The 13577-nt window shown below is 52.6% G+C and carries 12 protein-coding genes; 7 read left to right on the top strand and 5 right to left on the bottom strand.

All coding sequences use genetic code 11. The annotated features are described in order from the left end of the window. Positions 1-111 precede the first annotated feature (111 nt). The 6 genes from ABEH87_RS13190 (at position 112) to ABEH87_RS13165 (ending at position 4623) form a co-directional block, all read left to right on the top strand. The gene (locus tag ABEH87_RS13190; RefSeq protein WP_346577142.1) at positions 112-807 is read left to right on the top strand and encodes a fimbria/pilus periplasmic chaperone; all 696 of its coding nucleotides are present in this window, start codon (positions 112-114) and stop codon (positions 805-807) included. A 104-nt stretch (positions 808-911) separates the two neighbouring features. Beyond that, positions 912-1511, top strand: a complete 600-nt coding sequence (locus ABEH87_RS13185) for a fimbrial protein (protein WP_346577140.1) — start codon at positions 912-914, stop codon at positions 1509-1511. A 10-nt stretch (positions 1512-1521) separates the two neighbouring features. After that, positions 1522-2058 carry a fimbrial protein gene (locus ABEH87_RS13180; RefSeq protein ID WP_346576834.1) on the top strand — a complete coding sequence of 179 codons (537 nt, stop codon included), beginning with the start codon at positions 1522-1524 and terminating at the stop codon, positions 2056-2058. A 17-nt stretch (positions 2059-2075) separates the two neighbouring features. After that, positions 2076-2594: a fimbrial protein gene (locus ABEH87_RS13175; RefSeq protein ID WP_346576833.1), complete on the top strand. Its 519-nt coding sequence runs from the start codon at positions 2076-2078 to the stop codon at positions 2592-2594. 29 nt (positions 2595-2623) lie between these two features. Next, the gene (locus ABEH87_RS13170) at positions 2624-3427 is read left to right on the top strand and encodes a hypothetical protein (protein ID WP_346576832.1); all 804 of its coding nucleotides are present in this window, start codon (positions 2624-2626) and stop codon (positions 3425-3427) included. Positions 3428-3822: 395 nt separating this feature from the next. Then, positions 3823-4623 (top strand): hypothetical protein, encoded by an 801-nt coding sequence (locus ABEH87_RS13165; RefSeq protein WP_346576831.1) that lies wholly within the window; start codon positions 3823-3825, stop codon positions 4621-4623. 51 nt (positions 4624-4674) lie between these two features. On the opposite strand, the gene fhuE is transcribed toward ABEH87_RS13165, so the two are convergent. The 4 genes from fhuE to ABEH87_RS13145 form a co-directional block, all read right to left on the bottom strand. Next, the gene (fhuE, locus tag ABEH87_RS13160) at positions 4675-6846 is read right to left on the bottom strand and encodes a ferric-rhodotorulic acid/ferric-coprogen receptor FhuE (protein WP_346577138.1); all 2172 of its coding nucleotides are present in this window, start codon (positions 6844-6846) and stop codon (positions 4675-4677) included. 311 nt (positions 6847-7157) lie between these two features. Next, positions 7158-8468: a c-type cytochrome gene (locus ABEH87_RS13155; protein ID WP_346576830.1), complete on the bottom strand. Its 1311-nt coding sequence runs from the start codon at positions 8466-8468 to the stop codon at positions 7158-7160. Between the two features lies 1 nt (position 8469). Next, on the bottom strand, positions 8470-10242 hold the full coding sequence (locus tag ABEH87_RS13150) for a GMC family oxidoreductase (protein ID WP_346576829.1): 1773 nt from the start codon (positions 10240-10242) through the stop codon (positions 8470-8472). 12 nt (positions 10243-10254) lie between these two features. Beyond that, positions 10255-10971, bottom strand: coding sequence for a gluconate 2-dehydrogenase subunit 3 family protein (locus tag ABEH87_RS13145; protein ID WP_346576828.1), 717 nt, complete (start codon positions 10969-10971; stop codon positions 10255-10257). A gap of 475 nt (positions 10972-11446) precedes the next feature. Here ABEH87_RS13145 and ABEH87_RS13140 point away from each other — a divergent pair, with 475 nt between their 5' ends. Then, the gene (locus tag ABEH87_RS13140) at positions 11447-12463 is read left to right on the top strand and encodes a LacI family DNA-binding transcriptional regulator (protein WP_346576827.1); all 1017 of its coding nucleotides are present in this window, start codon (positions 11447-11449) and stop codon (positions 12461-12463) included. Positions 12464-12505: 42 nt separating this feature from the next. Here the strand turns inward: ABEH87_RS13140 and ABEH87_RS13135 are convergent, their stop codons facing one another. Then, positions 12506-13522 (bottom strand): NAD(P)-dependent alcohol dehydrogenase, encoded by a 1017-nt coding sequence (locus ABEH87_RS13135; protein ID WP_346576826.1) that lies wholly within the window; start codon positions 13520-13522, stop codon positions 12506-12508. Positions 13523-13577 lie beyond the last annotated feature (55 nt).

Genomic DNA, 13577 nt, shown 5'->3' with positions numbered 1-13577 from the left:
TATTTATTATCAATTTTACTGGGAAAGTATAAAAACATTATGATGGTTTATGGAGTAATCGATATCATGCTTAGCGCTCTGAAAAAAACAGTTTATTCTGCATTGTTCGTCATGGTCGCTGTGCAACAAGGCCATGCTGCCATTGCCCTTGACCGTACTCGCGTTATATTCGATGGCAGCCAGAAGTCGGTTAGTTTGAGAATTAGCAACCAGAATAAACAGTTGCCCTATCTTGCTCAGGGGTGGCTTGAAGATGAAGAAGGGAATAAAATTAAAAGCCCGCTCATTGTGTTACCTCCCGTGCAGCGTGTTGAACCGGGAAAACCCGGTCAGGTGAAAATCCAGGCATTGCCGGCTGTTGCGGGTTTGCCCCAGGACCGTGAGACAATATTTTACTTTAATCTACGTGAGATTCCACCAAGAAGCGATAAATCAAATACGTTGCAGATTGCCCTTCAGACGAGGATTAAGTTATTTTATCGTCCCGCATCGATTATGCCTAAAAGTAATCAATCTCCGTGGCAGGAGCAGCTGACGTTGAGCAAAAAGGGCAATAAATTCATCGTCAATAATCCGACTCCCTATTATGTCACCATTGTGGATGCCAGTAATAAAGTCAAAACCAGAGGTCCGAAAGACTTTGTACCCTTTATGGTGCCGCCTAAAGGGGAGTCGGAGCTGAGTGTCAGTGCCCCTGTCGTCGGAAATACACCTGTTCTGACTTATATTAATGATTATGGCGGTTACCCACAGTTGAGTTTCCACTGTGAGGGAAGCACCTGTAAGGTTATTCCTGAAAAGTCCTGAACGGAAAGTGACCTGTTGCCGCGTTCATGCTGACGATCGAAAAGGTAATATAAATGGATAAATATTATTACGAGGGTGATGAGCTAATGGGCTGTCTTAAAGGAATGAGGCGCCATGCCAGCCGCGGTTTTCTGCAGATAATATTGCTGTTATGTACGCTTATTTTCACTACGCCACCCTCACATGCGACAGATAACTGGAATGTTGAAGGGGCTAATGGTGTGCTTTATGTTTATGGTGCGCTGACTGAGAGCGCCTGTCGTCTGGAAATGGATAGCGCCACGCAGGAGATCGACTTAGGTGAAACCGGCACCGGGCGTCTGATCAAGCCCGGCGCTCAGGGAACGCCGGTCAGTTTTAAACTGCGCCTGCAAGATTGCCTGCGCACCACGCTAAGCCAGCGTGATGAACGTACCGGAGCATTGATTACCGCCATTCATCAACCTTCGGTGACGTTAAGTTTTCGTGCCGTGTCGGACATGGATAATCCCCGGTTAGTTAAAGTGCAGGGGGTATCTGGCCTGGCATTACACCTGATGGATCCTGAAGGCCGTGATGTCCGCCTGGGTAGCCGCGGTAAGCCGCTGCTGGTCACGCCGGGTCAAAATGTACTGACTTATACCGTGGTGGCTGAGCGTACCATTGCCCCTTTAGTTGCGGGAGCATTTTGGGCGGTAGTTAACTTTCGGTTAAGTTATGACTAAGGAAAATAGCGTGGTGACTTCCCTTAATCTGAGGCTTTTATTTGCGAAATTATTAAAACTTACTTCTTCGAATTATCTTCGCAGTATTGCTTTTTTTCTTATTTTACAGGGGGGGAACGTTGCTCAGGCCCAAACGTTGGTGACCGTGAGTGGGGTTTTGATTGCCCAGATATCCTGCGTCATTAATGGCGAAAAGATGATTGATGTCAATTTCGGCGACCATGTTGCTATCGCCAGGGTTGACGGGAAAAATTATAAAAAAAATATCCCTTACACTTTGGTTTGTAAGGGTAATATCTCTAATCCCATGCGAATGAAGATTGCAGGGACTTCGACATCTTTTGATAAGACTGCTTTGACGACAAATGTCGATGACTTCGGTATCGCATTATTTATCAATGGTAAAAGACAGGTGATCAATGACTGGATGGAATTTGACTATGAAAAAAAACCCAGGTTAACCGCCGTGCCTGTCAAGCGACCGGGAGCAGTATTAAGCACGGGTGACTTTAATGCTACTGCAACTCTGCTGGTCGATTATCGGTAATGGAGAGGAGGTTTTAAATGATTAAATTATTCGCGCTGGTCGTTGTGTTAGTTTCCTGTGTGCCTGCGGTTGCTGAAGAGAATATGTTTTTACATGGCACGTTAGTACAGAATGCATGTACTTTATTACCAGAAGATGAATACGTTTCTGTGGATTTTAAAACTATTGCTAATCGCGATCTTTACTCATACACCCGAACACCCTCTAAGCCTTTTAGTATCCGCTTTATTGATTGTGACACCTCTGTAGGGAATATCATTAAAATAAAGTTCACGGGCACTGAAAGCAAATCCCTTCCGGGATTACTGGCTCTGGATGCTGGCAGTAAGGCTTCCGGTATTGCTATCGGTTTGCAGGATGCGCAGGGGGCTGCCTTACCCCTGAGACAGACCACAGTGCTTAAAAATATCAGCAATGGTAATAATGTTGTCACTCTCAAAGCCTATGTCGAAGCTGAACCCGGCGCGATTTCTCAACGAAATATCAAAGAAGGTTCGTTTTCCGCCGTCGCCAATTTTACTATTGAATATGAATAATTATTTCTGGGTTTAACAGGTATGAGAATATGATGAAACTAAAGCGGATCATTTTTTACGGGATGTTATTACTCACAGCATCAACCTGTCGGGCCGGGCTTTATCCCGTAGTGGTTGGATTTAACTCAATACTAACACCCAGTACTGGCGTTTTTCCATATGTTTCCTCGCTAATGGGCGTCACGTGGGGGTTGCGCGAAGTGGGGCCAAATAGCGAAACTCCGATTATAGCCCCAACGTATGTAGGTGTAGTGACTCGTAGTTTTCGTAAAGGCGGCGACCCTACTTCGGATCAAATTATTACTATGGCCTATTCTAAGATCGCTGTAGACAAACCTGGGAGGTCGGTTGGCGACTATGCCCGGGAAATGTATGCGAAGGGCATGCTACCGAAAAATCTTACTTTTAATAACATGATGCCCTGTTTAGGCGTGGGGGCCGGGATGCATCACAGCCTGTGGGCAACGGTACAGATGCCCACAGGTACCTGCTATGAGCTACCACCTGGGGAACAGTGGTGCGATACCGACCAGTCTGATCTGAAGATTGATTTTGCAACCCTGAATATGTCATCTGGCCTTCACCAAAAGAGCGAGGCTTTTCATTTCAGGTGTACCGGCGCCATGAAAATGAGGCTGGAATTTATCGATAATAATTTCGATTTATCTAACGGTATGACGTCTAAAATGGATGTGGTAGAAAGCGGTGATGGCTGGATTAACGGCAGTGCTGGCGATAATCTGGTGCATATCCGCAGCACAATTAACACCGACACGGCGACAAAAGCGGGCCCTTTCAGCGGTTCTACCATTCTGGTTATCAAATATTTTTAATGACGATAATCGGTCGTTGCATTAATTTTCTGTGTGCCTGATGTTGCTGGAGAAAATATGTTTTTACATGGTAATTGAGTACGGGTATGTGTAATTTATTCCAGTAACATGATTTTTTTTGTCTTTTTTAAAGCTATTTAAAACTATTTTTAAATGCTATCTTTACTCATTCATCTGTTTTTTATTTTTATCAGCTTGATGAAAATATAATTAAAACGACGTTATCGGGCACTGAAAGTCAATCCCTCAATGGTCATTATATGTTGACTCTGAAAATGTATATCGACGCTGGATTCGGCGCGGTTTCTCAACAAAATATCAACGAAGGGTCATTTTCCGCCGTTGCCAATTTTACCATTGAGTATGAGTAATGATCTTTGGGTTCAGGTAAAAATATGATGAAACTAAAATCAGCCGTTTTTTGCTGGCTGTTATTACTCACAGCATCAACCTGTCGGGCCGGGCTTTATCCCGTAATGATCGGGTTTGATTCAATAACAATTTCTCCAGGCTTCCCATGGGTCTCCACGATACACGGGGTCAGGTGGGGGCTGCGCGAAGTGGGGCCAGATAGCGAAGTTCCGATTATACCCCCTACGCGCGTGGGTACCGTGATACGTGTGAGTCGTGACATCGGCCATATTTATAATGAACCAAAGACGGTTGTGCCCTTTAAGACCATCATTGTAGGCAGTCCAGGCGGGACGATTGGCGATTATGCCCGGGAGGTTTATGAGAAGGGGATGCTACCGTCTTCTTATATTACTTATGATAACCTGAACGCCTGCATCGGCGTGGGGGCAGGGCAGCAACTTCAGGCGTGGGCTTCTGTACAGATGCCCTTAAGTACCTGCTATGAGCTACCGCCTGGGGAACAGTGGTGCGATACCGACCAGTCTGATCTGAAGATTGATTTTGCAACCCTGAATATGTCATCTGGCCTTCATCAAAAGAGCGTGGCTTTTCACTTCAGGTGTTCCAGCGCCATGAAAATGAGGCTGGAGTTTATCGATGATAATATCGATTTATCTAACGGGATGATGTCCAAAATGGATGTGGTTGAAAGCACTGATGGCTGGATTAACAGCCTTGGCGGCGATAACCTGGTGCATATCCGCAGTACGATTAACACCGACATGGCGACAAAAGCGGGCCCTTTCAGCGGTTCTACCGTTATGGTTATCAAATATTTTTAATCAGGACTGTGCCAGCAGCCTGACGCTGCTGGCATCGGTTCAATCATCTTATTAAAACGAGTAGTTGGCCGAAACCGAGACGTTACGCGGCGCACCGTAAACCACATAGGTGCCGAGGTAGTCGTAATACTCTTTATCGAACAGGTTGTTAATATTTGCCTGAACCGAAAGCTGCTTCGTTACCTGATAGCGGCTGAACAGATTCACCAGGGTTACCGGTGACTGGTCGATGTAATCCGCCGGAGCACCATCAACGTTCGCCCAGGTTTTGTTCTGCCAGTTCACGCCACCGCCGACGGTCAGGTCCGGCAGCATCGGCAGACGATAGCGGGTAAACAGCTTGGCGGTGGTACGCGGAATTTCCGGCATCACGGCGGTGCCGTTACGCTGTTCAGCAATATAGCGTGAGGCGCCGAAGGTCATCTGCCAATTATCGGTCAGCGCTCCGTTTACTTCAAACTCTACGCCACGGCTGACGGCATCAATCGATTCATACGCGTATTCCGTTGAGGTGCCGATGGTGCCGTAAGTATTGTTGCCCAGGTTGTTCTGTTCGGTGCGAAACAGCGACAGGGTGGCGGTCAGACGGCTGTTATTCCAGTCCCCCTTCAGGCCCGTTTCATAGCTTTTCCCCGTTACCGCGCCGATGTATTTTGCATCCGCACTGCGGAATGTCTGCGGCTGGAAAATCGAGGTATAGCTGGTGTAAACCGAATACGTGTCGTTGATGTCATAAGTCAGACCGGCATAGGGTGCAATTTTGCTGCTGGTTTTGTTACCGCTGGTGCCGTTGCCTCTCCAGTCGGTATAGCGCGCCCCCACCAACAGCGACAGCGGATCAGCCAGTGAGAAACGGGCGGCGGTATAGGCTGACTTCTGACGAATGGTATCGTCTTTCTCCACCTTCCACGCGCTCCAGTCTCCCTGGTCGATGTTGCCGTCCCAGTTGTTGAAGCCGTTGACGTCGGCAGAAGAAATATCAGAGAACGAGTTAAAGAACAGGCTCTCCTGTTTGCTATAGCTACCGCCTGCCATCAGTTCATGAGTGCGGCCCAGCAGCTCAAAGGGGCCGTTGGCGTAGATGTCAACGGCGTCCACTTTACGTGAACCTTTATTCCAGCCGTCGAAAGGCGCAATGCCCGCCCCGGTGGCTTTATCCGGGTAGAGGTATGAGCTCATCAGCCGGGTGTCGAAGGTGGTTTTCGCATGTGAACCGTTCACCTGCGCCTGCCAGCCGTTATCAAATTTCTGCGTCAGGGTGGCGAAGACTTTATTCGACTCTTTATCGCTGTAAGTCCAGTCTGCTGCGGTGTTGTTTTCACGATCGTAACGGGTACGGCTGCCGTCGGAGTAGAAGGTGGGTAATCCGCCCCAGGTCGGGTCGTTGGTATGGCTCTGCTGATAGTCCCAGCCGAACGACAGCGTGGTGGAGTCCGTCAGGTCCGCATCCAGCACCAGAGTGAGGAATTTTTTACGCGCACTGTAGCGATCGATCCACTTGTCGTTATCCTGATAGCCGCCGATAGCCCGGCCACGGACAGTGCCTGATTCATTAAGCGGGGTGCTGATATCACCCGTATAGCGCTGTTTGTCCCAGCTGCCGGTCTCCGCCGAGAAATTGCCGGTCAGCACTTTGCTGTCAGCGTGTTTGCGCACCATATTCACAGACGCTGACGGATTACCGGAACCGGTACTCAGACTGTTGGCACCGCGGATCACTTCAATACGGTCATAAATCTCCGTATCTCCGGCGGTATCGCCTAAATCCCACTGGTTGTCGACAACGGTCGGGATGCCGTCAAACAGGTAGTTGTTAATCATAAAACCGCGTGAATAGTAGTTGGAGCGGTCTGAATCGATATTAGATGCGGAGACACCCGTGGTGTTGCTTAACACCTCGCCGATGCTTTGTAGTTTTTGATCCTGAATACGCTGCTTAGTCACAATCGTGGCAGACTGCGGGATATCGCGCAGCGTCAGCGGCATTTTGGTGCCTGCACGGGTGACCGGAACGCTGTAGTCAGTGGTGGCCTGCGCTGCTGCGGTATCCGCATTCGCTTCCACGGTCAGCGTGTCGGTGGTTTTGCCATCGGCGGCGAAAGCGGGCTGTAACGCAGCCATCACCAGCAGTGCGGCAATCGATGGCGTGAAAATACCGGCGGCGGAGCAGGATAAAGAATCATTTTTATGACTGACTTCAGGGCGAGAGATTGGCACGGTCATTCCTGGAATAAGTTGCTGATGTTGAGTCAATACCGGCACCGGGCACAAAAATATCTACCGGTTATCCTTAGGCGGTATATGTACTCTGACTTATCCATGACGTTGCGGTGAGGTCCACTGATACGACAATCAGGCGATTTTCGCCTGTAATGGTAAAGCAAATGAGAACTATAATTATTAAGAGTTAAGGTGTAAATAAATATTATCGGGCAGGGAAAACAAAAAGATAAAAGAGACGGGCCGGACAGGTCGGACCCCGGTGAGGGAACGGACGGGGCAGAGCATACCCCGTCCGTTGTAGGCCGTGCGGATTACTGTGCCGGCATCTGCGCGGGTTGTTTCAACAACTGACGTTTCTCAGCCACTTCCTGCTCTGTCACGGCCGGTGCGGCATTGCCCCAGCTGTTGCGGATGTAGGTCATGGTGGCGGCCACCTGCTGGTCAGAAAGCTTCCAGGCAAACGGCGGCATCGCCCCGCTGGTCGGGTTACCGTGTGTCACGGCCCCGCGCCCACCCTGCAACACGGTGGTGATCAGCGAGGACGCGTCCGGGGCCATGATGGCCGGATTGTTGGCCAGGCTCGCCGCCAGCTGTGGAATGCCCTTACCGTCGCTGTTGTGGCAGGCGGTGCAGTTAGCGGAGTAGACGTTCGCCCCCGTGCGCATCTGCTCACTGTCAGCGGCCAGCGCGGCTGGTTTCTGACGGTCAGACCCCGGCTGCGATTTGATATATACCGCAATCGCTTTCAGATCGTCATCGCTGAGATGCTGGGTCGAGTTGGTCACCGCTTCGGCCATCGGCCCGGAGGCGACCGCTACGTGGTTACTGCCCAGTTTCAGATATTGTACGACCTGATCCTCACTCCAGTCGCCAATACCGGTGTAGCGGTTACTGGTGATCTCCGGAGCGTACCACTCGCCCAGATTACTGCCCTGCAAATAGTCACCGGTATCGCCACCGATGATATTTTTGGGCGTATGGCAGGCGGCACAGTGTTCCAGCCCCTGAACCAGATAGGCACCGCGGTTCCACTGCGCTGACTGACTGCTGTCCGCTGCAAATGGCGCGTTCTCGAAGAACAGCAGGTTCCAGCCCATCATCGCCAGACGGATGTTATACGGGAATGGCAGGTTGGTTTCCGTAACCTGATGATGTACCGGCTTCACCGAGCGCATGTACATCCACAGGTCGTGCATATCCTCATCGCTGACCTTGACGTAGGCGTTATATGGCATCGCCGGGTAGAGATTCTGCCCCTCTTTGCCCTTGCCGTGACGAACGGCGCGATAGAAATCACGCTCGGTCCAGTTACCAATGCCGGTATCTGCATCCGGGGTAATGTTGCTGGCAAAAATTCCGCCGAACGGCGTGCTGATTGCATAGCCACCGGAATAAGCCTGTTTACTTTCCGGGGCGGTGTGGCAGGCGACACAGTCACCGGCCAGCGCCACATAGTGGCCGCGCTCCACGGCGGCGGCATCGGCCGCCGTGAGCGGCTGTTTCATCAGAATCTGATCGTCTGCCACATTATCGGCACGGGTATTACCGTTCTGGTACAGCAGTACGCCCGCCACCACGGCTGCCACCGCCACGGCGGTGAGGGCTAATTTGAATTTTTTCATCTCACACCTTTACCAGCGGGCCGGGGTTTTTCAGGTACTGCTCAATGATGGCTTTCGCCGTCCACAGGCTGAGCGCGCCAATCGTGCCGGTCGGGTTATACCCGGCATTGTTCGGGAACGATGAAGCACCAAGCACGAACAGGTTGTGCGCATCCCAGCTCTGCTGATAGCGGTTGAGCACGCTGGTTTTCGGGTCGGTGCCCATCACCGCACCGCCGATGGTGTGGTCGCTGGCAAAGTTATAAGGCGAGTAATTTCCGGCGGCGGAGTTGGTGCCCAGGACGATCTCTGCGCCCATCGCTTTTCCTATCTCCACGCTTTTCTGTTCAATAAACTTCGCGGAACGACGGTCGTTATCGTTGTAGTCGAAGGTGACGCGCAGCAGGGGGTTGCCGTTATCGTCGTTATATTCCGGATCAAGATCGAGGTAGTAATCCTCGTGCGAGAAGCTGGTGCCCTGGCCGAAGATAAAGGTGCCGTTCTGGAAGGCGTGGGTGTAGGCTTTTTTCCACGCTTTACCCCAGCGCGGCGTTCCCGGCGGCAGCGCATCGGCATTGCCGATAGGACGCGCACCGCGTGCCACCACCAGGATGCCCGCGCCGCCGATGAAATCGAGATCGCTGTGGTCAAAGTTATCGCCGTTAAAGTCATCCACCTGCTGCGACAGCGCGCCGGCCCCGATGTACTGGTTCAGGTTCTCGTCTTTAAAGAACAGGCTGGCACCGGATACGGTCTGGAAGCTGTAGGCGCGGCCGACCACGCCGGTTTTACTCAGCGGATCGTAAGGCTGGCCGATTTTCGACAGCAGCAGCAGGCGCACGTTCTGCATCTGGAACGCAGACAGCACCACGATCCCTGCCGGTTGTTCCCACTCTTTTTTATTCTTATCAATGTAGGTGACGCCGGTGACGGTTTTGCCATCGTCAGCTTTGTTGACGCGCACCACGGCGGAGTCGGTCAGCACGGTGAAGTTTTCACGCTGCATCAGCGCCGGGATCACACAGGCGTTCGGGCTGGATTTGGAGAAGTTGCCGCAGCCGTAATAGAGGCAGTAGCCACAGTAGGTGCAGGGGCCCATGCGCACGCCGAGCGGGTTGACATAGGCGCGGGACGCCTGGCCTGCCGGAACCATAAACGGATGCTGGCCGAGGGATTTGGCCGCATCACGGAACAGGTCGGTCAGTCGCATACTTTCCAGCGGCGGCAGCGGATACTCGCTGCTGCGGTTGCCTTCAAACGGATTGCCGTCAGCGAGGGTTTCGCCATTCAGCCGTCCGGCTTTACCGGACACGCCGGCGATCTTCTCAAAGCGGTCGTAGAACGGTTCCAGCTCATCATAGGTTACGCCCCAGTCCTGTAGAATCAGCCCCTTAGCGATTTTTTCTTTCCCGTAGCGCGCCACCGTCTGGCTGTAAGGCTCCAGATCCCATGGGGTGAAACGCCAGGCCATACCGGCCCAGTGCGTACCGGAACCACCGACGTTATAACCCAGCTCGTTCAGGTTCCAGTCGCGGGAGGGCAGCGCTTTCTGCGTAACATTATTACGGAAGGTGGTGGTTTCCACGGCGGGCGGCAGCAGCATACTGCGGCGCGTATCCCAGCGCAGTTCGTCAGTATCGATCGACGGCGGGAAATCGGTGGCGGTTTCAAACCACGGGCCACGTTCAATGGCCACGACGTTCAGGCCTGCGCGGGTCAGCTCTTCGGCAATCAGAGAACCGCACCAGCCCAGACCGACAATTACCACATCAGCGTGTGGACGAATATTTTTCATTTTAAGACTCAGTTACAGGGAGTTATCGATCAGGCTGGTCGGGATAATGTTCAGCTTCTGGCCTTTTTTGCTCAGCAGGTCGCGGAAATCATAGCGCGCGCCGGGGAAGCCAATCATTTTCCAACTGGTCATCCCTTTATTGCCGCCGTAGATCGGGTCAGCCAGGAAACCTTCGCGTACGTTCTGCAGCAGCAGTTCGAAAAACACTTTCGTTTCCACTTCCGCGCCCAGATTGAACTGGTTGGCTTCCATCGCATGTAGCACCTGGTCCTGCTGGTCGCCGCTGAGGTCGACGAACTTTTTCGCAAACTGCGCCTGGGTGGCGGCATCCAGCGCGCTCAGCCCCTGACGATAGCGCTGCGCAGGCGTCAGCGGTGACTGCGGCCCCTGCTCCGGGGTGCCTTTTACAAAGCGTCCAAGCCGGTAAAGGGCCACGGCATTGCCATAATCCCCGGCCAGCTGGCGGTCGATAAACACGGCACAGCCCGCATCTTTCCCGCCCAGGCTCATCTCATCGGCGGGAATAAAACGGTCGGCAATGGCTGCCACGGTGTCGAACTCATGGCGCGTAAGGAACTGCAATCCTCCGGTGCGCGGAGGCGGGGGCGGGGTATTGATCTGACCGGCTTCCCAGGGCTGACCCCCGCTGACTTCCCTGGCGTCGGCCACGGGCAGCGTGGAGGCCAGGCCAAGAGCGGCGACTGACGTGAGGAACTCTCTGCGTTTCATGACATTTCCCTGCTTCTCAAATAATTAACCGTGGTTGCCGGCCATCGTCTTTTAAAAAAAAGACAGCGCTGCGCCGCGTCTGCTTATTAATAAACAGAGTTATTGAGCGCGGGCGAAAAGAGCACCGTGATGGTCAGTTTTTATTTTGGAGTTTCCAGAAGTATTATTATTATTATGCGTTACATGAATTTAAAATAATTAATAACTTAGTAACATTGCGGGTATGATAAAATCTTTCGTTTCGCCTGCATACCGTTGCCTTGATGGTTTTCCATCAGAGTCATCATGTTTTGTATGGATAACGAGCAAAAACCGACGGTTGTTTTTTTTGGCAACAATTGCCGCCTTGCCTGTGTGCCGGGCTTTTCCGTACACTCAGCGCGTTTCTCGTGGTTTTTCTTGCTGTCTTTCAGCCGGGTAAGCGGTGGCGACTTCTGGCTGATAGCATCAGAAAATGAGAGGGTTGGGAGTCATAATGAAAAAGCATACGCTTGATATGCTGGCCAAAAAAGCAGGTGTCGGTGTGGCAACTGTTGACAGGGTGTTAAATGAACGCGGTGGCGTTTCTCCGGAAATGACGCGTAAAGTATTACTTGCCGCGCAGGAAATTGGACTCAACAGAATATTACCGGCGGCTTATCAGCAACCGTGGCAAATAGAAGTTTTTCTCAGCGGTAACGGGTCATTTTTCTTTAAACAGCTGGCGCAGGATTTTGGTGAAATAGCCAGTCATCTGGGTTACCGGCGCATGACATTATTGAGAACCTTTACCGCAGAAACTCAGCCAGAAAAACTGGCACGCCTGATTGTCGACAGCAGTCAGAAACGTGACGGGATGATTGTGGTCGCTCACCACTCTCCGGCGCTGTATGAGGCACTGGCGGTGTGTAAAGCACGCGGCGTACCGGTGATCACCATCGTTACCGACCTGCCGGATGCCGAGCGCTTATGCCACGTGGGGATTAATCAGATGCAGGCCGGGCGCACCGCCGGGTTGATGATGGGGCGTATGGTCAGGCGCGCCGGTGAGGTGGTGATGGTCAGTGGCCGCTGTGATTACAGCGCACACCGCCAGCGCATTGCGGGTTTCCGCGCCGTGCTGGAGCAGAAATTTCCTGAGCTGCGGCTGCGTGAAGTGCTAGCCGGGCAGGATCAGCGCGAGGTGATCAGCCGCCTGCTGGAGGAAAATCTGAGTGACGTGCAGAATATTGTCGGCCTGTATAACACCGGATCCGGCAATACCGAAGTCAGCGCGGCGCTGGAACGCCATAAGCTGCTGGGCAACTGCGTCTATATCACGCACGAGCTGTACAGCATCACCCGGCGTCTGATGGCCGATGACCTGCTGGCGCTGACGCTGGATCAAAATGCACGTATGCATGCGCAGCTGGCGACGGATATTTTGCTGCGCCATCTGGAAGAGGGATATCAGCCGACGCTGTACGCTGATGGAAAGGTGGATTTTCGCTTGATTACGCCGGAGAACGCGTAAAAACGGGCGGGGGCTGGCCCCGCCCGCTACATGATTACCGGTTTAAAAATCGGCTTTCAGTACCACGCGGAAATTGGCTTTTCCGGCGCGCACGTGGTCCAGCGCGTCATTGATTTTCGACATCGGGAAGAACTCGACGTGCGGTGCAATATCGCGACGTGCCGCCAGTTTCAGCAGCGAACGCAGCTGGCCTGGTGAACCGGTGGAAGAACCGGTAATCGCTTTGTCGCCCATGATCAGGTCAAATGCCCCCACCTGGAACGGCTTCATTACCGCACCCACGGTGTGGAACTTGCCTTTCGGCGCCAGGGCATCGAAGTACGGTTTCCAGTCGAGGTCAACGGCCACGGTGCTGAGGATCAGGTCGAAACGTCCGGCCTGCGCTTTCAGCGCCTGCGGGTCACGGCTGTTAACCACTTCATCCGCACCCAGATCGAGGATGGACTGCTTTTTATCCGCCGTAGAGCTGAACGCCACCACTTCGGCCCCCATCGCCCGCAGGATCTTAATCGCAATATGGCCCAGGCCACCAATGCCGATCACGCCCACGCGGCTGGTGGCAGTAATATTGCTCATCAGCAGCGGTTTAAACACGGTGATGCCGCCGCACAGCAGCGGACCGGCGGCCGCAGCATCCAGGCTTTCCGGTAGCGGGATCACCCACTGCCAGTCGGCGCGCAGCTTCTCGGCAAAGCCACCGTTGTTGAGGATGGTCGGGGTGGTGCCCTGTTCACAGTTAACCTGCTCGCCGTTGATGCAGGCATCGCAGTGCTGGCAGCTCTTTGCCGTCCAGCCAATGCCCACGCGCTGGCCGACGGACAGCCCTTTATTTTTTGCCGCCTCGCCGAGCGCGGACACGCGCCCGATCACTTCATGACCGGCGATGGTTGGATACTGCGAAATGCCCCATTCGTTGTCGATCATCGACAGGTCAGAATGGCAGACGCCACAGTATTCCACCTCGACTTCCACTTCCTCTGTGCTCAGTTCGCCTGCGTCGAATTCATACAGCTCAAGAGCCTGTCCTGCTTTCATGGCCGCGTAGCTTTTAATTTTCATTTAATACCTCAGATTCGGTTTACGGTCAGAAAAAAAAGGGTCGACCGGAAAAAGA

Source organism: Erwinia sp. Eh17-17 (assembly GCF_039675725.1).
Lineage (GTDB): Bacteria > Pseudomonadota > Gammaproteobacteria > Enterobacterales > Enterobacteriaceae > Erwinia.
The sequence above is the reverse complement of the archived record's forward strand: the minus strand, read 5'-3'. Positions and strand labels throughout refer to the sequence as shown.